Origin of the sequence: Paraburkholderia sp. IMGN_8 (assembly GCF_038050405.1) — a bacterium.
GTDB lineage: Bacteria > Pseudomonadota > Gammaproteobacteria > Burkholderiales > Burkholderiaceae > Paraburkholderia.
Map to the genome: position 1 here is coordinate 3,874,090 of NZ_CP150901.1, position 25,989 is coordinate 3,900,078.

The 25,989-nt window shown below is 63.2% G+C and carries 17 protein-coding genes and 1 pseudogene; 11 read left to right on the plus strand and 7 right to left on the minus strand.

The annotated features are described in order from the left end of the window. Positions 1–16: 16 nt before the first annotated feature. From WN982_RS38495 to WN982_RS38520, 6 genes and pseudogenes are all read left to right on the plus strand, one after another. Positions 17–445 (plus strand): annotated as a pseudogene (locus WN982_RS38495) (DDE-type integrase/transposase/recombinase); the annotation flags it as partial. A gap of 242 nt (positions 446–687) precedes the next feature. Next, a complete protein-coding gene (locus WN982_RS38500; RefSeq protein ID WP_341317187.1) occupies positions 688–1,389 on the plus strand; it encodes a TetR/AcrR family transcriptional regulator in 702 nt (233 codons plus the stop codon). Then, on the plus strand, positions 1,386–2,345 hold the full coding sequence (locus WN982_RS38505) for an HlyD family efflux transporter periplasmic adaptor subunit (protein ID WP_341317188.1): 960 nt from the start codon (positions 1,386–1,388) through the stop codon (positions 2,343–2,345). Before WN982_RS38500 ends, WN982_RS38505 begins: the two co-directional genes overlap by 4 nt. Then, positions 2,342–3,286, plus strand: coding sequence for an ABC transporter ATP-binding protein (locus WN982_RS38510; protein WP_341317189.1), 945 nt, complete (start codon positions 2,342–2,344; stop codon positions 3,284–3,286). Before WN982_RS38505 ends, WN982_RS38510 begins: the two co-directional genes overlap by 4 nt. Then, the gene (locus WN982_RS38515) at positions 3,283–4,425 is read left to right on the plus strand and encodes an ABC transporter permease (protein WP_341317190.1); all 1,143 of its coding nucleotides are present in this window, start codon (positions 3,283–3,285) and stop codon (positions 4,423–4,425) included. The genes WN982_RS38510 and WN982_RS38515 overlap by 4 nt, the downstream gene beginning before the upstream one ends. A 12-nt stretch (positions 4,426–4,437) precedes the next feature. Next, positions 4,438–5,898, plus strand: coding sequence for an efflux transporter outer membrane subunit (locus WN982_RS38520; protein ID WP_341317191.1), 1,461 nt, complete (start codon positions 4,438–4,440; stop codon positions 5,896–5,898). A 24-nt stretch (positions 5,899–5,922) separates the two neighbouring features. Here WN982_RS38520 and WN982_RS38525 read toward each other — a convergent pair whose 3' ends face one another. The 4 genes from WN982_RS38525 to WN982_RS38540 all read right to left on the minus strand — a co-directional run bounded on the left by WN982_RS38525 (position 5,923) and on the right by WN982_RS38540 (position 10,428). Beyond that, positions 5,923–6,762 carry an ABC transporter permease gene (locus WN982_RS38525; protein ID WP_341317192.1) on the minus strand — a complete coding sequence of 280 codons (840 nt, stop codon included), beginning with the start codon at positions 6,760–6,762 and terminating at the stop codon, positions 5,923–5,925. Positions 6,763–6,786: 24 nt separating this feature from the next. Beyond that, on the minus strand, positions 6,787–8,055 hold the full coding sequence (locus WN982_RS38530) for an ABC transporter permease (RefSeq protein ID WP_341319560.1): 1,269 nt from the start codon (positions 8,053–8,055) through the stop codon (positions 6,787–6,789). Between the two features lie 117 nt (positions 8,056–8,172). Beyond that, positions 8,173–9,222 (minus strand): ABC transporter substrate-binding protein, encoded by a 1,050-nt coding sequence (locus WN982_RS38535; protein ID WP_341317193.1) that lies wholly within the window; start codon positions 9,220–9,222, stop codon positions 8,173–8,175. A 108-nt stretch (positions 9,223–9,330) separates the two neighbouring features. Beyond that, positions 9,331–10,428 (minus strand): ABC transporter ATP-binding protein, encoded by a 1,098-nt coding sequence (locus tag WN982_RS38540; RefSeq protein ID WP_341317194.1) that lies wholly within the window; start codon positions 10,426–10,428, stop codon positions 9,331–9,333. Positions 10,429–10,686: 258 nt separating this feature from the next. Between WN982_RS38540 and WN982_RS38545 the strand changes: the two genes are divergently transcribed. Next, positions 10,687–12,243 carry a PLP-dependent aminotransferase family protein gene (locus tag WN982_RS38545; protein ID WP_341317195.1) on the plus strand — a complete coding sequence of 519 codons (1,557 nt, stop codon included), beginning with the start codon at positions 10,687–10,689 and terminating at the stop codon, positions 12,241–12,243. A 43-nt stretch (positions 12,244–12,286) separates the two neighbouring features. Here WN982_RS38545 and WN982_RS38550 read toward each other — a convergent pair whose 3' ends face one another. Together WN982_RS38550 and WN982_RS38555 are read right to left on the minus strand one after the other, a co-directional pair. Then, positions 12,287–16,072: a DUF748 domain-containing protein gene (locus WN982_RS38550; protein ID WP_341317196.1), complete on the minus strand. Its 3,786-nt coding sequence runs from the start codon at positions 16,070–16,072 to the stop codon at positions 12,287–12,289. Positions 16,073–16,270: 198 nt separating this feature from the next. After that, complete coding sequence (locus WN982_RS38555; RefSeq protein ID WP_341317197.1) at positions 16,271–17,692, minus strand: DUF1254 domain-containing protein; 1,422 nt, start codon at positions 17,690–17,692, stop codon at positions 16,271–16,273. Positions 17,693–17,992: 300 nt separating this feature from the next. On the opposite strand from WN982_RS38555, the gene WN982_RS38560 reads away from it, so the two are divergent. From WN982_RS38560 to WN982_RS38570, 3 genes are all read left to right on the plus strand, one after another. Then, the gene (locus WN982_RS38560) at positions 17,993–18,682 is read left to right on the plus strand and encodes an FMN-binding negative transcriptional regulator (protein ID WP_341317198.1); all 690 of its coding nucleotides are present in this window, start codon (positions 17,993–17,995) and stop codon (positions 18,680–18,682) included. Positions 18,683–18,798: 116 nt separating this feature from the next. After that, positions 18,799–21,432: a heavy metal translocating P-type ATPase gene (locus WN982_RS38565; RefSeq protein WP_341317199.1), complete on the plus strand. Its 2,634-nt coding sequence runs from the start codon at positions 18,799–18,801 to the stop codon at positions 21,430–21,432. A 175-nt stretch (positions 21,433–21,607) separates the two neighbouring features. Continuing rightward, complete coding sequence (locus tag WN982_RS38570) at positions 21,608–23,581, plus strand: Cache 3/Cache 2 fusion domain-containing protein (RefSeq protein WP_341317200.1); 1,974 nt, start codon at positions 21,608–21,610, stop codon at positions 23,579–23,581. Between the two features lie 51 nt (positions 23,582–23,632). On the opposite strand, the gene WN982_RS38575 is transcribed toward WN982_RS38570, so the two are convergent. Further along, the gene (locus WN982_RS38575; protein WP_341317201.1) at positions 23,633–24,286 is read right to left on the minus strand and encodes a glutathione S-transferase family protein; all 654 of its coding nucleotides are present in this window, start codon (positions 24,284–24,286) and stop codon (positions 23,633–23,635) included. A gap of 215 nt (positions 24,287–24,501) precedes the next feature. Between WN982_RS38575 and phaZ the strand changes: the two genes are divergently transcribed. After that, positions 24,502–25,935: a polyhydroxyalkanoate depolymerase gene (gene phaZ, locus WN982_RS38580; protein WP_341317202.1), complete on the plus strand. Its 1,434-nt coding sequence runs from the start codon at positions 24,502–24,504 to the stop codon at positions 25,933–25,935. Positions 25,936–25,989 lie beyond the last annotated feature (54 nt).

Genomic DNA, 25,989 nt, shown 5'->3' on the forward strand with positions numbered 1-25,989 from the left:
TGCTAACGATGGGGCTCAGCTTGGCGCGGTGCTTGACGTGCTGGTGCAAGGCCGGCGCGACCGGCACGCCGCCACGCGCCTTATGCGCATGCTGCTCAGGAAGCATAGGCGTGCCCCACGTGTACTGATTACTGACAAGCTCAAAAGCTATGCGGCGGCGAACCGGGATCTGGGGATAAACGTCGAACACCGCCAGCACAAGGGGCTGAACAACCGGGCGGAGAACTCGCACCAGCCGACACGAGTCCGCGAGAAGGTGATGCGTCGCTTCAAATCAGCGCGTCAGCTGCAACGTTTCTCTTCGGTCCACGACCAGGTAGCCAATCTCTTCATGCATTGCCGCTACCACACCGACGCAAGGGAAAGGCGGGCGCTACGCACCGAGACCTTCGAGGCGTGGGAAAGCGTGACGGGCACTGCCATGTTGGAGCGCCTTGCCGCATAAAATAGCTATCCTTATGTACCGCGTGTTCGAGCGCGTGCCGGTCGACAACTTGACAATACCTTTGTACGTGCTGACCGTCTTGTTGCTATCGAAGAGGCGTTTGGCGATTTGCGCGATCCGCACAGCCGCGCAGCCGCACACCGGGCGATGATGCGATTGCCATGCCCAGGATTCCAGCATCCAGATCACACACGGCAAAACCCGTCCTTGAATTTAACTAACTCATCAATTAGCATGGATCGATGAACCCGAAACGCTCGTCCGCGAAGCCACTCGGTCGCCGCCCGGCTATCGAGGACTTCGATGTGCGCGAACATCTGCTCGACACCGCGACACGGCTCTTTTCCGAACGCGGCATCGCGGCCACAACGGTCGCGCAGATCGCCGCCGAGGCGGGAGTCACGTCGGCGCTGGTCCATTACTACTTCACGAATCGCGAAAAGTTGCTCGATGCGGTGGCCGACGAGCGGCTCGCCCGTGCGGCGGAATTCGTCTGGCGCCCGGTCGTTGAAGACGCCGCAAGCGATCCCTTCGCGCTGGTTCACGAATTCGTCGCGCGGCTGTTCGACGTGACGGACCGCATGCCCTGGTTGCCGCCGCTCTGGCTGCGGGAGATCGTCAACGAAGGCGGCCTGCTGCGTGAACGAATGATGCAGCGCATCCCGTTCGACAACATCAAGCGCTTCAGCAGCCGTGTTGCGCACGCGCAGCAGGACGGCGCCGTCAACGCCGAACTGGAAGCCATGTTGCTGTTCAACTCAATTCTGGCGCTCGTGATGCTGCCGCTCTCCACCGCGAAGATTTGGCAAAGCGCGCGAGGTCTGCCTGTCATCGAACGTGATGCGTTGCGCCGGCACGTGACCGCGCTGCTGATCGGCGGCATGCAACCGCTGCCGCGCCCGGCGCCACCGAAGCCCCGCGCCGTCCCACGGAGCAAGTCATGAGCCGCTTTTCCCGCGTTTCGGTTTGCCTGCTGTTCGCCGCGACGGCATTGGCGGGTTGCTCGCATCGCGATAACAGCGTCTATCAAGGCTATGTCGAGGGTGAGTTCGTCTATCTCGGCTCGTCGCAGTCCGGCAAGCTTACGCAGTTGGCGGTCGCACGAGGGCAGACGGTTGACGCGAGCGCGCCGGTGTTCACGCTCGAATCCGTAGACGAGACCGCCGCATTGCAGCAGGCACAACAGCAACTCGCTGCGGCACGCGCACAGCTAGCCGATATCCGGACCGGCAAGCGCCGTCCCGAAGTGAACGTGACCAAAGCGCAACTCGCGCAGGCCGTCGCCAATGCGCGCAAGGCCGCATTGCAATTGACGCGCGATGAAGCACAGTACCGCGTAGGCGGCATTCCGAAAGCACAGCTCGACGATTCGCGCGCCAACGCCGACGCCACCGCCGCGCAGGTCCGCGAACTCAGCAACCAGGTGGATGTCGCTTTGCTCCCCGGCCGTTCGCAGCAAATCACCGCGCAAAGCGCACAGGTCGACGCCGCGCAGGCGGCCGTCGCACAGGCGCAATGGAAGCTCGACCAGAAGCGCGTCAACGCACCGGCGCAAGGACTCGTCTACGACACGCTGTATCGAGTCGGGGAGTGGGTACAGGCGGGCAATCCTGTCGTGCAGATGCTGCCGCCGCAGAACGTGAAAGTTCGCTTCTTCGTACCGGAGACCGTGGTCGGCAAGCTCGCCCCAGGCCGTGCGCTTTCCATTCATTGCGACGGTTGCACCGCCGATGTTCCAGCGAAAATCACGTACATATCGAGCGAGGCCGAATACACACCGCCGGTGATCTACAGCAACGAGAACCGTGCGAAGCTGGTGTTCATGGTCGAAGCTCATCCGTCCGCCGCCGACGCAGTCAAGCTTCATCCCGGCCAACCCGTCGCGGTGAGCCTGCGATGAACCAGCCCGCGCCGCAATACGCGATCGACGTGCACAAGCTCAACAAGCACTTCGGCGACAAACATGTCGTCAACGACGTGACGTTGCAGGTTGCGCGCGGCGAGATCTTTGGCTTCCTCGGGCCGAACGGCAGCGGCAAGACCACCTCGATCCGTTTGATGTGCGGGCTGCTTACGCCGGACTCTGGCACCGGCACCTGCCTCGGTTACGACATCGTCCGCGAGAGCGCGCAGATCAAGCGCAACGTCGGCTATATGACGCAGCGCTTCTCGTATTGGGACGACCTGACGATCCGCGAGAATCTCGATTTCGTCGCACGCATCTATCAGATGGCAAACCGGCGCGAAGCGGTCGATCGCGCACTCGAATCGCTCGGACTGCAAAGCCGCGCGAATCAGTTGACCGGCGCGCTATCCGGCGGCTGGAAACAGCGCCTCGCGCTCGCCGCCTGCATGCTGCACGAGCCGCGATTGCTGCTGCTCGACGAACCGACCGCGGGCGTCGACCCGAACGCACGCCGCGAATTCTGGGAAGAGTTGCACCGCCTCGCGGCGCGCGGCATTTCGGTTCTGGTCAGCACGCACTACATGGATGAAGCCGAGCGTTGCCACAAGCTGGCGTACATTGCGTACGGCAAGCTGCTGGCGCAAGGCACCTCGAAGGAAGTGATCGAATCGCAGAATCTGGCGACATGGACCATCTACGGTGAGCACCTGAGCAAACTCTCGGAACAGTTGCGCAAAACGCCCGGCGTCGATCAGACCGTCGTATTCGGTTCAGCGCTGCATGTCAGCGGCAGCGACCACGCAACGCTCGAAGCCGCCGTCAAACGCGCGACCGAGGGCACGGCGCTACGCGCCGAGCGCATCGAAACCGGGCTTGAAGACGTGTTCATCTACCTGATGAGCCACTCCGCCGACAACTACGGAGCGCAATCGTGAGCACGCGCGTCCTGTTCTCGCTCTCGCGCTGGTGGAGCATCGTGCTCAAAGAGTTTTTGCAATTAAAGCGCGACCGGATCACGTTCGCGATGATCGTCGGCCTGCCGGTCATCCAGCTCACGCTGTTCGGCTTCGCGATCAACACCGACCCGAAGCATCTGCCGACTGCCGTCATCATCGGCGACGAGAGCACGTTCTCGCGCAGCTTCGTCGCGGCGATGAAGAACTCCATGTATTTCGACATCGTCGAAACCTTGCCCAACGAGGAGGCCGGCCGCCGCGCTCTGGCCCAAGGCCGGGTGCAGTTCGTGTTGTCGGTGCCGGTGGATTTTTCGCAACGTCTGCTTCGCGGTGAACGCCCTTCGCTGCTGGTCGAAGCCGATGCGACCGACCCCACCGCGACGAACACCGCGCTCGCTGCGCTCCCGGGCCTTGTGCAACCGGTCGCGGATAAGGACATCACCGGGCCGCTCGCCCATCTGAACGGTACCGCTGCCGCATTCGACGTGCAGGTGCACCGGCTCTACAACCCCGAAGGCATCACGCAATACAACGTGGTGCCGGGCCTGATGGGCGTGATCCTGACGATGACGATGGTAATGATGACTGGCCTCGCAATCACCCGCGAACGCGAGCGCGGCACGATGGAAAACCTGCTCGCCACGCCCGTGCTGCCGATCGAAGTGATGACCGGCAAGATCGTGCCTTACGTGATGATCGGGCTGGTGCAGGCGTCGATCATTCTCGCTGCGGCGCGCTACGTATTCGATGTGCCGTTCGCGGGCAGCCTGCTGGCGATCTATCTGGCTGCGCTGCTGTTTATCGCGGCGAATCTGACGGTCGGTATCACGCTTTCGTCGATTGCGCAGAATCAGTTGCAGGCGATGCAGCTGACCGTGTTCTATTTTCTGCCGAGTCTGCTGCTATCCGGTTTCATGTTCCCATTTGCGGGCATGCCAGGCTGGGCGCAATTCATCGGCAATCTGCTGCCGCTTACGTATTTCAACCGGCTGATTCGCGGCATTCTGCTCAAAGGGAACGGCTGGGCCGACCTGTGGCCATCGGTATGGCCTGTGGCGTTGTTCATGGTCGTCGTGATGAGCATCGCGCTGCGCTTCTACCGGCGCACACTCGACTAGGAGGACCGGTCGATGAAGCCGCTCGCTTTCTTATCCGTCGTCGCGCTGTGCGGGTGCGCGGTGGGGCCGGATTTTCATACGCCGGCGGCGCCGGATACGCAAGCCTACATACATGAAGCGCACCCCGCTGCGACCGTCTCGGCCAGCGGTGTGGCTGGAGCATCGCAGACATTTGTCGCGGCTGAGCATGCAACACCGATGTGGTGGAAGCAGTTTCAATCCGATGCGCTCAACCGTCTCGTCGAGCAGGCCCTGCAACAAAGCCCCACGCTCACGCAAGCCCGCGCGAAGCTGATCGAGGCGCGCGAAAACTACAACGCGCAATTCGGCGCGACCACATTTCCGGCTGTCGACGTGACGGTATCCGGGGTGCGGCAGCAGGTCGATATCGCGGCGTTCGGCATTCCGAAAGTGCCCAATCCGGGGCCGTTTACGCTTTACAACGCGTCGGTGAGCGTGTCATATGCGCTCGATATTTTCGGTGGAAATCGCCGGGCGCTGGAAGCGCTAATGGCGCAAGTCGACTATCAGTCGTTCGAGTTCGAAGCGGCGCGGCTCTCGCTCGCGGGCAATGTCGTCTCCACTGCCGTGCGGCGCGCATCGCTGCAGCAACAGATCACGTTGACGCAGCGCCTCGCTGACACCCAGGCGCGACAACTGACGATCACGGAAGGACGGTTCGCGGCAGGCGGTGTCTCGCAACTCGACGTGCACAGCCAGCGCACGCTGCTCGCGCAGACCCGCGCGTCGTTGCCGCCACTCGCGACACAACTCGCGCAGACCGATCACCAACTCGCGATCCTGCTTGGCATGCCACCCTCGAAGGCGGACTTCGCCGACCTGACGCTCGATTCACTGCATCTGCCGGACACATTGCCGCTCACGCTGCCGTCGACGCTCGCGCGCGAACGGCCCGACATCCGTGCTTCGGAAGCGTTGTTGCATCAAGCGAGCGCGAATGTCGGCGTGGCGACGGCGAACCTGTATCCGCAGTTCGCCCTTTCCGCTGGGATCGGATCGGAGCGCACCAACATTCGAGACGTAGTCAGTGGGCTGAACATCTGGAATTTCGGCCTCAATCTGACGCAACCGATTTTCCGCGGCGGCGAACTCCGCGCGAAGAAACGCTCTGCACAGGCGGCTTACGATGCTGCGCTCGCTGACTATCAGCAGACAGTGCTGCAGGCGTTGCAACAGGTTGCGGACACGCTGACGGCACTGCAAAACGATGCCAGTGAACTGCAGGCGCGCGATGATGCAGCACAGCAGGCGCAGGCGAGCCTGGATATCGCGCACGCGCAGTATTCGGCGGGTGGTGTCAGCCAGTTCGGCCTGCTCGATACGCAGCGTCAGGTGTTGCAGACCACGCTCGACCGTACCCGCGCGCAGGCCGACCGGTTCGCCGATACGGCTGCGTTGTTTCAATCGCTGGGTGGCGGGTGGCAGGCTGCGACGACGACTTCAACGCCGTAGCCATCCCACACCTCCGCAATCACGTTACGCCGCCACCGCCCGCGCCGCATTGCGCCCACGCAGCCATTCCAACGCCAGCAACAGGCAGGTGGAGAACACGATCAGAATCGTCGCCAGCGCCGCGATAGTCGGGCTGATATTTTCGCGGATACCGGTAAACATCTGACGCGGCAAGGTCGACTGATTCGCACCGGCGAGGAATAGCGTCACGACGACTTCATCGAACGAAGTCGCGAACGCGAACAGCGCACCCGAAATCACGCCCGGCGCGATCACCGGCAACGTGATGCGGAAGAACGTCTTCACCGGATTCGCACCCAGCGACAAACTCGCGCGCACCAGGTTGTAATTGAAGCCCTGCAACGTCGCCGCCACCGTCGTCACGACGAACGGCACACCCAGCGACGCATGCGCGAGAATCAGCCCGATATACGTATTCGCCAATCCAAGCGGCGCAAAAAACAGATACATGCCGACGCCGACCACCACCACCGGCACGATCATCGGCGAAATCAGAATCGCCATCAGCAGCGCCTTGCCGCGGAAGTTCGCTTTGGTCAGGCCGATTGCCGCCAAGGTGCCGAGTACCGTCGCCACGACAGTCGCCGACGGCGCCACGATGAAACTGTTCTTGGCCGCCATGCGCCATTCATCGGACCCAATCAGGTTCTCATACCAGCGCAGCGACCAGCCCGGAATCGGATACACGAGAAACGTGCTCGACGAAAACGACAACGGGACGATCGCCAGTACCGGCAGGATCAGATACAGCAGCGTGAGCACGGCAAGCGCGCGCAACGCGAAGTACCACACGCGTTCAATCAAGGACGTATGCGGCGCAAACAAGGGCTTGGCAAGTTTCATCGCGAGTAAGCTCCGTTCAGGCGATCAGCCGAGGCTCAGGGACGAACGCGTAAAGCGTCCGTAGATGACATACAGCACGAGCGTCGCGGCGAGCAGCAAGCCGCCGAGCGCACACGCCATACCCCAGTTGATCGTCACGTTGGTGAAGTACGCGACGTAGTAGCTGACCATCTGATCGTTCGGTCCGCCAAGCAATGCCGGCGTGATGTAGTAGCCAATCGCCAGAATGAACACCAGCAACGCGCCCGCGCCGATGCCCGGATAGGTCTGCGGCACGTACACGCGCCAGAAGGCCGCGAACGGATGGCTGCCGAGCGAGATCGCGGCGCGCTGGTAGGTCGGTGGGATCGACTTCATCACGCTGTACAGCGGCAGGATCATGAACGGCAACAAGATATGCGTCATCGAGATGTACACGCCGGTGCGATTGAACAGCAGCGACAGCGGATCATGCAGCAGCCCGCTGCCGATCAGCGCCTTGTTCACCAGCCCCTCGCTTTGCAGAATCACGATCCAGGCCGCGACGCGCACGAGGATCGAGGTCCAGAACGGAATCAGCACGAGAATCATCACCAGATTCGCGCGACGGTCTGAGAGCGTGGAGATCCAATACGCAAGCGGGTAACCGAGCAGCAGCGCGAAGATTGTGACGGCCGCGCCGATCACAAAGGTACGGCTGAACACGGCGAGATAGATCTGTTGGTCGCGATCGGTCGGAATAATGTGACCGAACGCGTCCTGCTTATGGTCTAACGAAGCCAGCAGATAGAACGGCGAGTACGCGCCTGAGTTCTTCGCGATAGCCTGCCAGTAAGCGATGTCGTTCCAGCGTTCGTCGAGTTCGACGAACTTCGCGTGAACCTGGGCAGGCGTGAGCGTCATCGGCTTGCTGTTGTCGTCGGCGAACGGCATGGCGTGGGCCGATTTTGCGACCAGCGAGCGATAGCCCGGAATCTCCACGTTCAGCCGCCGTGCGAGCGCACCCATACCGTCGCTGTCCGCGATCGCGGTGAGGTCTACAGCCAATGCGGCGTAGGCGGCATCAGGAGGCAGCGTTTTGCGATCCCAGCCGGCGAGCGCATTCAGCGTATGCGGCAATGCGTTGACCACTTCCGGATTCTGCGCGGCGCGCGTCAGCAGCGTGCCGATCGGCACGACAAAAATCAGCAGCAGAAAAATTGCGAGCGGCGCAATCAGCAGCAGCGCCATTGCGCGCTTTTTCGCTTCGGCGGCCTTCAGTTCGCGCTTGAGTCTGCCGCTCGACTCAGGCGTCGTATCGGCGGCGATCGTCATCGTAGTCACACCCGTCCCCTAGGCCACGCGCGCATATCAGTCAGACATGCGCGCGTTTTATTGCATCGATACGGCGCGGCTTCACCAGGCAAGCCGCGCCTTCTCACACCCAGCTATTTACTTCGAAGCCCACGACGAAAAACGCTGCTCCAGTTCATCGCCATGGTCGGTCCAGAACGCGAGGTTCTGCAGCACCGCATTCTTGCCATTGGCCGGCGAGTTCGGCAGATTGGCGAGCGTCTTCGGATCGAGCGCCTTGATTGCCGTCACGTTCACCGGACCGTACGCGATGTGGTGCGCGTAGTCCTGCTGCGGCTTCGCCGAAATCGAATAGGCGATGTACTTTTCCGCTAGCGCCTTGTTCGGCGTGCCCTTCGGAATGCCCCAGTAGTCGAGGTCGTAAATGCTGCCGTTCCACACCACCTTGAGGTTCTTGCCTTCCTTCTGCGCGGCGTCGATGCGGCCGTTGTACGCGGTAGACATCACCACGTCACCCGCCACGAGGAACTGCGGCGGCTGCGCGCCCGCTTCCCACCACTGGATATTCGGCTTCAGTTCGTCGAGCTTCTTGAATGCGCGGTCCTGGCCTTCCTTGGTGGCGAGCACTTTGTAGACGTCCTTCGGCGGCACGCCGTCGGCCATCAGCGCGAACTCGAGGTTGTAGCGCGCGCCCTTGCGCATTGCGCGCTTGCCCGGAAATTTCTTCACGTCCCAGAAGTCAGCCCAGCCGGTCGGCGCGGTTTTCAGCTTGTCGGCGTTATAAGCGAGTGCCGTCGACCACACGAAGAAACCCACGCCGCAGGTTTGCGGCGCTTCCGGAATCAGATCCGACTTCTTGCCGATCTTCGACCAGTCGAGCTTCTCGTACAGTCCTTCATCACAGCCACGGCCGATGTCGCCGGATTCGACTTCCACCACGTCCCAGTTCACATGCTTCGCTTCGACCATCGCCTTCACTTTGGCCTGCTCACCGTTGTATTCGACGGCGGTCACCTTATTGCCGGTTTGCGATTCGAACGGCTGGTTGAATGCGACCTTCTGCGCGTCGCCATTCGCGCCGCCGAAATTGACGACCGTCAGTTCTGCTGCATTGGCCTGCGCGGCGCCCAGCGCGAGCGCCACAGCACCGACAGCGATGGCGCAGCGCGATTTCCCGATCTTGCTCATGGTGTGTTGCTCTCCTTTGGTGGTGTACTTTCAGCTAAATACAGTGCGACTTTTTTTGTGCTGCTTATGCGACCTGCCTGCGTTGAACTACCCACGCGTCACATGCGTTCACGCCCCCGCGAACACCCGCAGATGCTCGGGCGCGAACTCCAGCGCGACCGGTGCGCCGGGCGCGAAGGTATCGAGCAATTCCGTGCCGAGCGGCACCTTGACGAAGCACTCGTCCTGTTCCGGCAGGCCACAACGCATGCGCACGTGGTCGCCGAAATAGATCAATCCGCGCGCCTCGCCGCTTAGCGCGTTGGCGCCGGGCCGCGACACGCCGTTCGCGAGCTTCATGCGCTCGGGCCGGATACACGCAACTGCCGGCGTACCCGCCCGCGCCCCACCGATATTGCGGCCCGTGAGCCGCGTGCCGTCAATCAGATGAAACTCGCAGTACTCACCGTCGACGTCCGCGATCGTGCCGCGCAGCTTGTTGCTGTCGCCGATGAAGTTCGCGACGAACTCGTTGCACGGCGATTCGTACAGACGGTCCACGGTATCGAGCTGCTGCACGATCCCTTTGTCGAACACGGCAACGCGGTCGGACATGGTCAACGCCTCGCCCTGATCGTGCGTGACGTACACGAACGTGACGCCGAGCTTCTCGTGCAATGATTTAAGTTCATACTGCATGTGTTCGCGCAACTGTTTGTCGAGTGCGCCGAGCGGCTCGTCCATCAGCACGAGCTTCGGTTCGAACACCAGCGCCCGCGCCAGCGCAATACGTTGCTGCTGACCGCCGGAGAGCTGCGCCGGATAACGCTTTGCGAAGCTCTCCATGCGCACCATCTTCAGCGCGTTATCGACGCGATGCGCCCGTTCTTCGGCCGAAAGTTTGCGCACGGTAAGCGGATACGCGACGTTCTGCTCGACCGTCAAATGCGGGAACAGCGCGTAGTTCTGAAACACCATGCCGATGTTGCGCTTATGCGGCGGCACGGTATTGAGCAGCGTGCCGTCCAGCCAGATTTCGCCGCCGGTGGGAAATTCGAAGCCCGCCAGCATCATCAGACAAGTGGTTTTGCCGGAGCCTGACGGCCCGAGCAACGTCAGGAATTCGCCCTGATAGATATCCAGATCGAGCTGTTTGACGACCAGCGTTTCGCCGTCATATGTCTTGCGCACACCCCGAAAGCTGACGATCACGTCATCGGTTTTCATCGTACTAGTCTCCTCTGTCGATTGGAGTTAGCGCTTCAGCTGTCGATCAGAGTTGGCGCTTCAGCGCTTACTCTGATCCCATGCAAAGCTCTTACTCTGATCCCATGCAAAGCACTTACTCCGATCCCATGCAAGATGGTTGCTGCGTTCCGGCTGGCTCCCTCGTCGAAACAGAGGGATTGCAACAATTGCGTGGCTCACTATAGTCCCTTACGGTTCTACAATATGGAACCATTTCATTATTCCGGATAGAACCACTTGGACACCGTGATCTTGTCGGATTGGCTTGCCGCGCGGCTCGACCGCACGGCCGCCGAACCGGTCTACAGGCAGACGCTGCGGCTGATGCAGCAAGCCATCCTGACCGGCCAGCTGCCGCCGGGCACCAAGCTGCCCAGCTCGCGCACGCTTGCCGCGGACCTCGGCATCGCACGCAATACGGTGCTGCACGTCTACGACCAGTTGACGGCCGAAGGCTATGTGATCTCGACCACCGGCAGCGGCACCTATGTCGCCGACACGCGGCCGGACAGCGCCGCGGTAAATGCGCGCAAGAAGCCGGTGGCGAGTGTCGACCTGGAGGGCAATCCAGCGGCAGCGGCGTCGGCCGCGGCTGCGAAGCCGCCGAAACGCGAGCTCGACGACCTCTCGACCCGCGGACGAAGGCTGATCGATCAGGCCGGCGTGTCAGCCAAACAATGGGGCGCTTTCATGCCGGGTGTACCCGACGTCTCCGAATTCCCGGCGCGCACGTGGAGCCGCTTGCAGGCAAGGTTGTGGAAGGAAGCCAATCCCGATCTGCTGACCTATGCGCCCGGCGGCGGCTACCGGCCGCTGCGGCGCGCGCTGTCCGATTACCTGCGGGTTGCGCGCTCGGTGAATTGCACGCCGGACCAGATCATCATCACGACGGGCATTCATCAGTCGATCGATCTGGCAGTGCGTTTGCTGACCGATGTCGGCGATCGCGCCTGGGTCGAAGAGCCGTGCTATTGGGGCGCGCGCAGCGTGCTGCAATCGTCGGGGATTACGCTAGTACCCGTGCCCGTCGATGACGAAGGGCTCAACCCGCGCGAGCAGGATCTGCAACAGCCGCCGCGTTTGGCGCTGGTCACGCCGTCGCATCAGTATCCGCTCGGCATGGTGATGAGTCTCGCGCGCCGCCGCACGCTGCTCGAGTACGCGCGCCAGCACAACGTGTGGATCATCGAAGACGACTACGACAGCGAGTTCCGCTACGGCAGCCGTCCGCTAGCGTCGCTGCAAGGACTCGACGACGCCGGCCAGGTGATCTACGTCGGCAGTCTCGGCAAGATGCTGTTTCCGGGTTTGCGGATCGGCTACATGATCGCGCCGGAGCATCTGGTGGATACGTTTCGCACGGGCGTTGCCGAGTTGTATCGCGAGGGGCAGTTGATGCAGCAGGCGGTGATGACCGATTTCATCATGGACGGCCATCTCACTTCGCACGTGCGGCGCATGCGGGCGCTGTACGGCGAGCGGCGGCAGATTCTGATCGACGCGATCACCGCGCGTTTCGGCGACGAACTGCCGGTAATGGGCGACGAGGCCGGTTTGCACCTGGTGCTCGGCTTGCCCGATCATGCGAACGATCGCGCGGTAACGGCGGCCGCTTATGATGCCGGCGTGATCGTGCGGCCGCTCGCCAGTTACTACAGCAGCGAGACACCCGCGCGGCGCGGGCTGCTGCTGGGTTATGCGTGCGTGGCTAACGACAAGATCGGCCCGGCATTCGACACGCTCGCTCGTGTGATCGAGCAGACGGCGTTGAAAGCGCCGACGCGCGCCGCCTGACCGCACGCCTTTGCAATAGCATAGGCGTGCGGTCCACAAAGCATCACTTCAAGCCAAAGTCCACCCGCGTCGTCGCGCCCTTGTCCTTGATGCCTTCAGCGTTCAGTTTCGGCGCGACGACAAACACGCGGCTGCTGTCGATCTTGCCTTCGAGATACTGCTGTACGCTTTGCGCCCGCTCTTGCGCAAGATTACGCAAGCTAGCGTCGTCGATCGGTGCGTTGGCGGCCAGCGCGCTCTTCATTTCGTCGTCCGGCAGGCTCTTGGTCAAGCCGACAAAGTTGCGCGGCTTCTTGAAGTCGGCGGCCTTGTAGGCCTTGGTCAAGTACTTGTCGTATTCCTTCGGATCGACGGTGACGGTCGACAAATCCACGCTCTCGCCATTGCCCACCACGTCCTTGATCTTCTGCTGCTTGACCACCCGCTCGACATAACGGTCACGCAACCCTGGTTCGTCGACAGCAGGATCGACGCGGCCGATCAGGTCGATACGAATCGACGTCTTGTCGGCCAAGGCCTTCACGATCGTATCGAGCTTTTTTTCACCGGCGTCCGAGAGTTTCGCCGAACCCGGATCGAACTCGACGTAGCCCAATTCCTCGCCACCGCCGCCGAATGCGTTGGCGATCAGCGAGAACGGCGCGGTCACGGCCTTTTGCAACAGATTCAGCACCGCATGCCAGATCAGCCCGCCGACGCTGAACTCAGGATTCGACAACGAACCCGACACCGGAAGATTCACGTCGATTTCGCCGCGCGAATTTTTCAGCAGCGAGATCGCGAGACGCACCGGCAACTTGGTCGCCGTATCGTTCTCGACGTGATCGCCGAACGTCAGTTGATCGATGAACAGGTGGTTGTTCGCGTTCAACTGATCGTTGTCGAGCTTGTAGTGCAGATCGACGTTCAGCTTGCCCTTCGTGATCGGATACCCGGCGTATTTCGCCGAATACGGCGTGAGATTGGTGAGTTCGATATCGTGCGCGCTCGCAGTCAGATCGAGCGCCGGTTTGGCGATCAGCGGATTGACCGTGCCGCGAATCGACAGCGGGCCGTTGGCCGCCAGCTTCGCGGCGATGTCGACAGGCGCCGCCGTGGTCGATTGCGTGCCGAACGCGCCGACCGTGCCTTGAATGGCGACCAGATTCGCGGTGAAGTTCGGCTTGACGAAGTTGTCGGTATAGGTCACGCGGCCCTGTTGCAGCACCAGCTGGCCGAAATGCAGCTTGACGGGGCTCTGGGGAGGCGTGGCGGCGGTCACGGTGGCCGGTGTAGCCGCCGATGCCGGCACCGGCGCGGACGCTACCTCAGGCGCCGATGCAGCTTGCGGCGTCAACGGCACCGGCGCGGCGCCGCTCTTGTCGCGCGTCAGCGACTGTGCCGCGCCACTTTCGTGCGCGACCACGTCGCTGAGGTTCAGCTTGCCTTGTGCGTTGAGCAGCACACGGCCATAGAACTTCGTGAACGTCACGCGCCCCGCGTCGACAACGGTGCCGCGATCGTCGTAGTCGGCCTTCAGGTTGGTCAGCGCGAGCGAACCCCAGCCGGCGAACGGGTCCGACGTGGCCTTGTCGAGCATCCTTACGTCGACTAGCGCCATATCGCCGCGGTACGTCGCTTTCAGCGCCTTCTCCTGGGTCAGCGCAAGGTCGCCGTTCGCGTTGAGCAACGCGCTCGCGATCAACGCGTTCAGCTTGCTGCCGAAGTACGGTTCGAACGCCGCCGCGTCGAGCCGGTTCGCATTCACCTTCAACGCGAGTTTGAGCGGCGTCGCCGTGACATTGCCGGTCACGCCGAGTGTGCCTTTCTTGTTCAGCGTCGCTTGCAGATCGATCGGCAGCGGGCGGCTCAGGTCATCGCTGATCTGCTGCACTTTGAGTTGCAGCGGCGTAACGCTCAGCTTGACCGGTTGCGGCGTGGTGTTGTCCGTGAAATTGGCGGTCGCGTCTTTCAGGTTGAGCTCGCCGATCTTGTAGTGCCACGCGGGCCCTTGCTCTTGCGCCTTCTTCACCGCGTGAATCGCCGTGCGTTGCGGCTCGGTTTGATGCGGGCCGGCAAGCGCGGCGAGGTCGATGCTGCCGTCCTTCAGACGCTGCGCATTGACCATCAGGCCGGTCGTGTCGACGCCGGTGATATCGGCGGTGCGGCCCGCCACGTCGACCTGCTTGACCGTCACGCGGCCTTGCGCGAGCGAGACGACCGGTTCCTTGCTGCCACGCGCCGCGAGTTTCAGCGATTGCAGATCCAGTTGCGTATCGGAGACCATCACCGCCGCCGGCGACTTCGACCAGTTCGCGCCGATGTCCGCCGTCGCGGACAGCGCGCCGTCGACAACTTGCGCCGCGGTCGCGGTGTCGAGATACGGTTGCAGCAGCGGCAACGGCAGCGACTTCAGGTCGAGCTTCGCGCTGGCGGTCTTCGCGACGAGGCCGAATGCGCCCGCCGCGCCGAGCGAACCGGCGGCATCCTTGAAGGCGGTGTTCACCGTGTAATGTGCTGGTGCCGCGGCGAGCGTCGAGAAATCCGTCAACGTGACGGCCAGTTTTTGCAGGCCGAGGTCGACCGGTCGCGAGGCCGCTTCGTCGTGCACATTCACCGTGCCGTCGTTGAGCACAAAGCGTTTGATCGACAGGTCCAAAGGCGGTGCGGCTTTTTCCGCAGCAGCTGCGCCGGATGCCGCAACCGGCGCGCTCGCCGGATTCTTCGCCGTGGCGGATGCGGGTGCAGATGCAGCCGCAGGTGCAGAAGCCTCAGCAGCAGGCGCAGATGCGAACATCCGCTCGACACTCAGCACACCCGCCTTATCACGCGCAAGATTGGCGCTCGGCGCGTCGATGCGGATATCGTCGAAGTGATACACGCTCTTTAACGGTTCGAGCGTCGCAGCGGCCACATGCAGCGCATGCGCCGCGAAGAACGGCGCCTTGCTCTGATCGCGCACGTCCACATCGCTCATATCGACGGTGCCCGCCACGCGCAGTGACGGCTCGTCGTTGGTGACCACGAAGTTGAGCTTGAGATCGGTGGACAGCTTGCCGCTCTGCACGATCACCGGCAACCTGGTCGGCACGTAGGAGATGAGGCGCGGCACGTCGAGCCCGTCAAAGCGCAGCGACACTTCCGATTCGCGCGACGCCGCAAACGGCTTGGTCTTGCCGTCGATCGCAAGCGGACTGCCGTCGATCCGCGCACGCAGCAGCGGCTCGACGAAGATATTGGTTTTCGAAGGCAGCGTTGCGATGAACGGAATGCCGAGCTTCCATTGATCGATCACGTGGGTGGCGCCGAGCAGCTTGTCGTCGAAAGTAATCTGGCCGTTTTCGAGCCGGATGTTCGACACGGAGAAGAGCGTCGGCTTGCTGGCGGGCTGGGACGGCTGGCCCGCGAACTTCTCGATCAGATCGGTGAAATTGAAGCGCTGCGCATCGTAGCGAACGATATGAAAGCGCGGCGAATCGAGCTGTATTTCGTCGATGATCGGCGCCGCGCGAAACAGCGAACTCCACGACGGCTGCACGATGAGCCGCGAAATATCGACGAAATCGCCCGCGCCGCCACGCTCGCCGATATGCACGCTATCGGCTTCGAGCTTGAGCGTGTACGGATTGAGCGCGATGCGCCCGATCGTTGCAGGCCGGTCGAGTTGCTTGCTGAGTTGCTGTTCGGCGATGTGGCGAATCAGCGGCGGCGCCGCGAAAAAGCCCAGCAGGCCAAACACTACGAGGAAGATCAGCAGACCTGTGATGACACGCCGGGTACGGCGTGACTGCGCGACGTCGCGCAAGGTCCGCATGGAAGATGCGAGTGTTGCTTTATTGAGGCTTGCCATGCTCGGTCTTGGGTAATGCGGCGGCAAGCCCGCCGCGAAAACGAAAATCCCGCAAGCGGCAGTATAAGTCGTGAATCTTGCGTGGGACAGAAATGTAAGCCGTGACTTACACAATCATCCGCGACACAGAAAGTCGCGCGCGTTGCACCAGGCAACGGCACGCGCTTGCTTATGCATCACTCATGGATGACCGTCATATCACTGACGTACAACGGCCGGCGGTTGCCAGCTGCCGTCGGTGGCTTGCGGCTTCGGTGCATACAGACGCAGCACCAGTTGCAGATCGGCACGCGGCGCCGGCAGCCAGTTGCCGCTCTTGCCGCGCGCCGACGACACCGTCACGTCGAGCGAGCCGTCGCGATTGCGGCGCGCGCCATTGCGATCGCCGACGGCCAGACGCGCCGGTGCGCTTTCGCCGAGCGCGCCGTCTTTGGTATAGGCGGTGATCGACCAGAAGCCGCGCACTGGCGGCAACTGGTTCGGCGCGAAGTGGATCACGTAGCGGTTCCCGCCGTTAAGCGCATGACCGTCGCTGTCCTGCGTGACGACGGCGCGCACTTCGTCGTCTTTCGTGCCGATGCCCGATTGCGCATAGGCGGCGTAAGCGCGCATCGAATAGTCGGGACCGTAGTTGCCCACGCCGTCGCCGAACCAGCTCCAACCATTGCCGGTCAGCAAATTGGAAGGCGGCGTGACGATGCGCTCGCGGCCGTCGGTGAAACCCGCGGCAATCGCCTCGGTGGCGCTCGGCAGCGTCACCGGCTCGCCGGGCTTCACGCCGAGGTCAGAGAGGATTTTCAATGCATGCGGATCGGCCGGTGTCGGCGGATTGTCCGGCAACGCCTGGGCAAGCCGGCTGAAGAAACCGTTCGCGTCGAGCGCGGCAACCTGCGCGGCCGGCGTACCGGACGCTGCCGCGGCGGCGGCATCGGCAGCGTTGCTGCGCGGCGGCGTAATCGACGCCGAGCGCGTGTCGCCGGCATAGACGCCCAGCGGCGCCACGCGGATCGCGCGTTGCAGCTTGCGCACCGCCGTCAGGTCGCGCGTGCCGTTCGACTGAATGCGCACGCTCACCCATGCGTTGCGGGTCGGCACATCGACGCGCGTGACGCCCTTGGGCAGATCGCCCTGCCAGCCCGGACCAACGAACGCAATCGTTTGCGCCTTGATGCCCGCTGCGCGCGTGGCGAACTGCGTTCCGGTCGACCAGACCACGTTGGTCCACATGTCGAGCACGCGGGCGTCGACGTAGCGGCCGTGCGAATCTGGCAACGAGACGATCACCGGCTCGGCGCCGACGTCCAGCCAGCCGGTCGAATCGAGCGTGTCGAGGCCTGGCTGCGGCGGATTGGCGGTGCCGACCGGCGGCAAGGCCTGTGCATGACGCAGCGTATTGATCGGCGCCTGGCCCGGATCGGTGCCGACCGCCGCATCGCGCGCGACGCCCATCAGCACCAGCGGATAGCCGAACACGTACGAATCGGCGACTTCGTCCTTGATCCAGCCGGTCGCTTTTTGCGTGGCGGACGGTGTCGACGCGCAACCGGCCAGAAATGCGAGGCCTGCGAGCGATGCGCAGGTCCAGTGAAGCGAAAACAGTTCTCGGCGATTTTTTATCATTCGTTCAGGTGGCGGAACGTGCGGCCCAGGGGATACGTCGGTGTGTAGCGGAACCTGCTTGCGTGGCCTCCCCAAGCTCTACGCGGACAGTCTGGGGTCGCCATGCCGGCAACATCGGGTTGTATCGTATCCTTACTTACCAGGCAAGCGCAAAGGCAAGAATTGAGCCTTGTAATAAGCGAAGCGCGCGAGGTTCATTTGCGGTACGGTTGACCGTTTTTACGACGCCTCGCTTACGTTCTCCTTTGGCCAGCCGCCGTTGTCAACCATTCGCCGCCCTTTTTGCATCGGGAGCGTTTCATGTATACGCCTGCCCATTTTGAAGAGAACCGTCCAGAGGTTCTCCATCGCCTGATCGTCGACCAGCCGTTCGGCACGCTGATTACAAATGGGCCGAACGGGCTCGATGCGAACCATCTGCCATTCGACGCGCAGCTAGTCCCCGCAGAGGGCATCATGGAAGCCGCGCCCGCTGGAACCGAAGGGGCCGCACGCTCTCACTGCATCCTCCGCGCCCACGTCGCCCGTGCGAACCCGGTCTGGCAGGAAGCCGCTACCTACCCGGAAGCCCTCGTGATCTTCCAGGGCCCCGCCGCTTACATTTCGCCGAACTGGTATCCGAGCAAACACGAAGCGCATCGTCAGGTGCCGACTTACAACTATATGGTGGTGCACGCGCACGGCCGGATCGTCGTGCGCGACGATGAAGCTTTCGTGCGCGGCCTGGTCGCGCGGCTCACTCGCAAGATGGAAACCGGCGAACCGGCGCCGTGGAAGATGGGCGACGCGCCGGCCGACTATCTGTCCCAGATGCTGGGCGCGATTGTCGGCCTCGAGATCGAAGTGACGCAACTGGTCGGCAAATGGAAGCTCAGCCAGAACAAGGACGCCGCCGACCGGCGTGGCGCTGCCGAAACCTTGCTGGCGCGCGCGAGCGACGAACAGCAGGCGGTCGGCCAGGCCATGCTGGACGCGCCGCCGGCGTTCTGATGGAGCGCTTTCGGCCGCCTTCCCGAGCAATAAAAGACGCCCTTGACATTCCCATCATGGGAAGGTTGATACTCGGTTCATGATGCGGCCCGATGCCGCCACGAGCCTTGCCTACGATGACCGAACTTGCCACTCCCCAGCGTCCCGCGGACGCGACCGCCAAAACCGCCGAACTCGACATCGACGGAATGACCTGCGCGTCCTGCGCGATGCGCGTCGAAAAGGCGCTGGCCAAAGTGCCGGGCGTCACGCGCGCGTCGGTGAATCTCGCGACCGAAAAAGCCAGCATCGACAGCGACGCGACCGTTGCTACGGAAACACTTGTCAACGCCGTACGCAAAGCGGGCTACGAAGCCACCCCCGCCGCAAGCGTCGAAGCCGCCACAGCGGCACAAGCGCCGCAGGCCACGGAACTGGCGATCGGCGGCATGACTTGCGCATCGTGCGCGATGCGGGTGGAGAAGGCGCTGGCAAAGGTGCCGGGCGTCGCGGGCGTGTCGGTGAATCTGGCAACCGAAACAGCAACTGTCAATCTCGTCGATGCGGCCTCGAGCCCGCCGGACGCGCTGATCGAAGCCGTCAAGAAAGCGGGCTACGAGGCGACGTTGATCGCGCCGCCAGACGCGCCGCCGGCCGCCGGCGGCGCCGCCATCGCCGACAGCAAGCGCGACAAGACGCGTCGCGAGTTCTATGCCGTGCTCGCCTCAGCCGTGCTGACGCTGCCGCTCGTCCTGCCGATGGTCGGCGAGTGGTTCGGGCTTCACGCGATGCTTTCACCGTGGCTGCAACTTGCGCTCGCATCCATCGTGCAATTCGTCTTCGGCGCGCGTTTCTATCGGGCGGCCTATCGTGCCGTGCGGGCGGGCGCCGGGAACATGGACTTGCTGGTGGCGCTCGGCACGTCGGCGGCTTATGGGATCAGCGTCTACCAACTGGCGGGCCATCCGGGCGACGTGATGCATCTGTATTTCGAAGCGTCGGCGGTGGTGATCACGCTGGTGCGCTTCGGCAAATGGCTCGAAGCGCGCGCCAAGCGCCAGACCACCGATGCGATCCGCGCGCTCAACGCGCTGCGCCCCGACCGCGCGCGGATTCGCATCGGCGCGGACGAACGCGAGGTGCCGCTCGCGCAAGTGCGGGTCGGCACGGTGGTGATCGTGCGGCCGGGCGAGCGCGTGCCGGTCGACGGCGCGGTGCTGGAAGGCCGCACGCATATCGACGAATCGCTGATTACCGGCGAAAGCCTGCCGGTGCCGAAGCAGGTGGCCGATCCGGTCACCGCCGGTTCGATCAACGGCGAAGGCGCGATCGCGGTGACGACCACCGCGATCGGCGCGGAAACGACGCTGGCCCGGATCATCCGCCTCGTCGAAAGCGCGCAGGCCGAGAAGGCGCCGATTCAGCGGCTGGTCGACCGGGTCAGCGAGATCTTCGTGCCGGCGATTCTGGCGATCGCGGCGCTGACGCTGGTGGGTTGGCTGATCGCCGGCGCGGGTGGCGAGACCGCGATCCTGAACGCAGTCGCCGTGCTGGTGATCGCCTGCCCGTGCGCGCTCGGACTGGCGACTCCGGCGGCGATCATGGCCGGCACCGGCGTCGCCGCGCGGCATGGCGTGTTGATCAAGGACGCCGAGGCGCTGGAAACCGCGCATCGGGTGAGCGTTGTCGCGTTCGATAAAACCGGCACGCTGACGATCGGGCAACCGTCGATGACGGCATTCGAACCGATCGGCGGCATCGGTCGCGATGAGGCGCTGGCACTCGCCGCAGCGGTGCAGCGGCATAGCGATCATCCGTTGGCGCGGGCGGTGGTGAAGGCTTATGAAGAGGCGCGAGCAAGCGATTTGCCCGCGGAGACCGTAGTTGAAGCGACGTCAGCAAATGACGGCGCCGCGGCGCGGAGCAATGGCCCGCTCGGTGGTTCCGGGTTCGCTGCTGTAGCGGCATCCCCTGTGTCGATGACTGAGGCAATCACCGCGACCGCCGCGCGCGCCGTGCCTGGCCGCGGCGTGGAAGCCGATATTCAAGGCGATACCCTGGCGCTCGGCAGCACACGCTGGCTCAACGAACTGGGCATCCAGTTACCGTCGCAACTCATCGAACGCGCGCGAGAACTCGAAGCCGCGGGCCACACTGTCTCCTGGCTGATGCAGCGCGATCCGCAAACACCCGCCGCGCTCGCGCTGATTGCCTTCGGCGACACAGTCAAACCGACCGCGCGCGCCGCCGTCGAGCGACTCGCGCGGATGGACGTCAAAAGCGTGCTCGTCACCGGCGACAACCATGGCAGCGCGGCGAGCGTCGCCAAGGCGCTGGGCATCGACGAATTCCACGCCGAAGTGCTGCCGGAGGACAAGGCCCGCGTGATCCGCGACCTGAAATTCCGCAGCGCAGGCATTGTCGCGATGGCGGGCGACGGCATCAACGACGCTCCCGCGCTTGCCGCCGCCGACATCGGCATCGCGATGGCGACGGGCACCGACGTCGCAATGCACGCGGCCGGCATCACGCTGATGCGCGGCGATCCGGCGCTGGTGGCCGACGCCATCGACATCTCGCGCAAGACCTGGCGCAAGATCCAGCAGAACCTGTTCTGGGCGTTCGTCTATAACCTGATCGGCATTCCGCTTGCCGCCTTCGGCCTGCTGAATCCGATGCTGGCTGGCGCGGCGATGGCGTTTTCGAGCGTCAGCGTCGTCACCAACGCGCTGCTGCTGCGCACCTGGCGCGGCGTCTCGGGGCGCCGCTGATCGCCGGAGCAGGTTGACCGCGTTGTAGTCCGCGTTGTGATCCTTGCGACCCATTACACGGCGCTTTCAATAAACTAAAGAAAACCGGTCGCGCGGTCGTAAACAGGACATCGATGTCGGCCATGCCTACGCATGGCCGGCGCATCACCCTTCCTCCTTTACTCCGCAATCGCCGATGGAACTTCTCTCTTTGCGCCGCGCCAGCGTGGGCGCCAGGCTGGCAATGCTTTCCTGCGCGCTCGTGGCGCTGATTTTCGCCGCCTTCACGTGGGGGTTGACCCGCAGCGCGGGCACGCAGATCAGCGATCAGGTTCTCGAACGCATTGCCGATAAGGACCGTTCGATCGCCGCAATGATCACGCTGTTCGACAAAGCGCTATCGACAGAAGTCGATCGCTCGATGTCGCTGTTCGCGAGCTTCCTGCCCAGCGGCTATACGCTCGACGAAACCCAGAAGATCGACATCAACGGCGTTGCCACGCCGACCTTCAAGGCCGGCGACAAAGTCCTGAATATGGACTTCTCGATCCCCGACCAGTTTCTCGAACGCAGCGGCTCGGTCGCCACCGTGTTCGCGCGCAGCGGCGACGACTTCGTGCGCGTGACCACGTCGCTGAAGAAACAGGACGGCTCGCGCGCGATCGGCACCCTGCTCGACCGCAAGGGGCCGGCGTACGCGCTGATTGTCGCGAACCAATCCTATACCGGGCTTGCCACGCTCTTCGGCAAACGTTTGATCACGCAATATCGACCGATTACGGACGCGAGCGGCCGGGTGATCGGCGCGCTGTTTGTCGGCGTGAACGTGGACTCAGAGATCCAGTCGGTCGAAGACGGTATTCGCAAACTGAAGATCGGCGACAGCGGCTATTACTTCGTGGTCAACGCTTCGAATGGCGCGGAGCGCGGCAAGCTGATCGTGCATCCGGCCGCCACCGGCCAGATCGCCGACAACGCCAACGCGCCGTATCAGCAGATGCTGGAGATGAAACAAGGGCAGCTCGAATACAGCTCGGCGGATACGACTCTCGGCGAGCGCAACGCGCGCGACAAATACGTGTCGTTCATCACCGTGCCGGAATGGCACTGGCTGGTGGGCGGTGTCGCGCCGCGCGACGAGGTGATGGCCGACGTCACCGCTACTCGCAACCGCTTCCTGTTGATCGGTTTCGCGCTGGTCGGGGCGTTCGCGGCGGTGTTCCTGATCGCCGTGCGCCGCTTGGTGAGCCGCCCGCTCGATGAAGCCGCCAAGGCGTCCGAGCGCTTCGCCGCGGGCGACCTGAGCGTGCGCGTGGCGCAAGGCGCGCGTGCTCGCGCCGACGAAATCGACCGCCTGATGCAGTCGATCGACGGCATCGGCGAAGGTCTTGCGCGCATCGTCTCGCAGGTGCGCAACGCATCGACCGATATGTCTTACGGCACCGAGAAGATCGCCACCGGCAGCGGCGACATCGCCGCGCGCATTGCCACGCAAGCGAGCAGCCTCGAAGAAACCGCGGCCAGCATGGAGCAGATCACCTCGACCGTGCAGCAAAACGCCGACCATGCCGCACAGGCCAACACGCTCGTCACGAACGCCGCCGACGCCGCGCTGGAAGGCGGCCGCGCCGTCGAACGCGTGGTTTCGACGATGGGCGAAATCAGCCGCTCGTCGCAGAAAATCGCCGAAATCACCAGCGTGATCGAAGGCATCGCGTTCCAGACCAATATCCTCGCGCTGAACGCCGCCGTCGAAGCAGCGCGGGCAGGCGAGCATGGCAAGGGCTTCGCGGTGGTGGCCTCGGAAGTGCGCGCGCTGGCGCAGCGCAGCGCGGCGTCGGTGAAGGAGATCGAGGGCTTGATCGCCGAATCGACGGCAACCGTCAAAAGCGGCTTCCGGATCGCCGAAGAAGCCAGCTCGACGATGCAGGGCATCGTTCACCAGGTCGGTCAGGTGCGCTCGATCATGGCCGAGATCAGCGTCGCATCGCGCGAGCAATCGGGCGGCATCGAACAGGTCAACCTCGCCGTCACCCAGATCGGCGAGGCGACCCAGCAGAACGCGACGATCGTCGGCGAGGCCGAACTCGCGGCGGCCGAGTTGCGCGACCAGGCCGCGCGTCTCGCGCAGGTGGTCAGCGTGTTCAAGCTGGAAGCCGGGCGCGACTAAGTTGCCGGTGCGGCGCGCCTCGTTTCGTCGTGGCGCGCCGCCGCGCCGTGGTCAGAACTCGACGTCAAGTTCGTCGATCTCTTCCACTTCCTTCTGGGCGTCGGCAATCCATTGCTGCATTTCGGGCAGCGCCATGATGCGCTGTCCGTATTCGACGATCTCCGGATCGAGCTTGACGTCGTAGGTGACGAAACGCGTCACCACCGGCGCGTACATCGCGTCGGCCGCCGTGCGCTCGCCGAACAGGAACGGGCCGCCATACTGCTTCAGGCATTCGCTCCAGATCGTTACGATGCGTTCGATATCCGATTGCGCACGCGCCCACACCTTGAAGCCGGGAAAATGCGCCTTGAGATTCATCGGCAATGCCGAGCGCAGCGAACTAAAACCTGAATGCATCTCGCCGCAGATCGAGCGGCAGTGCGCCCGCGTGCGGAGGTCCTTGGGCAACAGCGCCGCCTCCGGCTTCAGTTCGTTCAGGTATTCGGCAATCGCCAGCGTGTCCCAGATCTTGATACCGTCGTGAAAGAGACACGGCACCAGAATCGACGGCGACAGCAGCAGCAATTCGGCGCGCGCGGCGGGATCGTCGATCGGCATCACGATCTCTTCGAAAGGCAAACCACTGAACCTGGTCAGCAGCCAGCCGCGCAGCGACCACGACGAATAATTCTTGCTGGTGATGGTGAGCGTGGTATTCGTCATACGTTCCTCCTGATAAGGCGTTCGCGCGACGCCTGACGATGCGCGTGCACGCTGCCGTGCGTCGGCGCACCAAAGCGCGGCAATTCCGGCCCGCTCCGGTTACTTGCGCAAATGCTATGCCAATCTGCACCTATGACGCGACAGCGCGTATGCTTGATTGGCACGTGACTTGCCTCTATTCGAATTCCTTCCTTTCTAGCATTCGTGCGAAGGTTATGAACCTGTTCGCATATCCCACATACCAGGCGTTTGCCGACATGATGCTGCCGATGCGGCACGGCGCGGCTCTGGTCAATCACTCGCTGGACGCATGGCCTGCGTTCGGCGAAACGTCGCACGGACGCTCGATACGCGCGGCCTGCGATCTTTGGGCACTCGCCGGACTCACACCCGTTAGACCGCCGTTCAGTATTGAAAGTGTTGTGACGGAAGGCAAACCGGTGACGATCATCGAGGAAGTCGTCGCGCACACGCCATTCTGCTCGCTGTTGCATTTCCGCAAGGACACCGCGCTTTCCACTCCACAGCCGCGCGTGCTGGTGATCGCGCCGATGTCCGGCCACTTCGCGACGCTGCTGCGCGGCACCGTGCACACGATGCTGGCCGAGCACGATGTCTACATCACCGATTGGCACAACCCGCGTGACGTGCCGCTCAGCCAGGGCCGCTTCGGTTTCAACGAATTCGTGCAGCACGTGATCGACTTCATCGAAACGATCGGACCGGGCGCGCATGTGCTGGCGGTGTGTCAGCCGACGGTCGCCGCGCTCGCCGCCGTCGCGCTGATGGCCGCCGACGATCACCCCGCGCAGCCCGCCAGCATGACGCTGATGGCCGGCCCGATCGACACGCGCATCAATCCGACGCGCGTCAACGAACTGGCGAAGAGCAAGCCGCTCGAATGGTTCGAACAGAATTTGATCAGCGCGGTACCGTTCGGTTTTGCAGGCGCGCACCGTCGCGTGTATCCGGGCTTCGTGCAGCTCACGGCGTTCATGTCGATGAATCTCGGCCGCCATCTCGACTCGTTCGAGACCATGTACTACGAGCGCGCCAAGGGCGATCCGGCGAAGGCCGACACGATTCGCACCTTCTATGAAGAATACTTCGCGACGATGGATTTGACCGCCGATTTCTACCTGGAAACCGTCGATACGGTTTTTCAGCGGCACGCGCTGCCGTTGCATGAACTCGAAGTGGACGGACGCAAGGTCGAACCGTCGAAGATCCGGCGCACTGCGCTGCTCACCGTTGAAGGCGAAAAAGACGATATCTGCGCAGTTGGACAGACGCTCGCGGCGCAGGATATGTGCGACAAGTTACGGCCTTATTTGAAGACGCATCACGTGCAAACCGGTGTGGGGCACTATGGCGTGTTCAACGGACACCGCTGGGAGCGGCAGATTTATCCGCGCGTGCGCGCTGTCATTTACGACAACGAGCCGCGCGCGGTGGTGGTCAGTTCGCGCGCGGGGACGATTCAGCCCGTGCCCGCGGCGACGGCCGCCGAGGTGACCCCGGCGGCGCCGGCTGCGTCTGCGGTGATGGATGTCGACGTGGATGCCGAGGTAACTGCCAGGTCGAATGGCGCCGCCGCGAAACCGCAAGCGGCGCGCTCGGCGCGTCGGCGGTCGCCGGCAGCGCAATGAGCTGTTTCTTCTAAAGGCCGTTACACGAGAGCCGCCGCAACTGCGGCGGCTCTA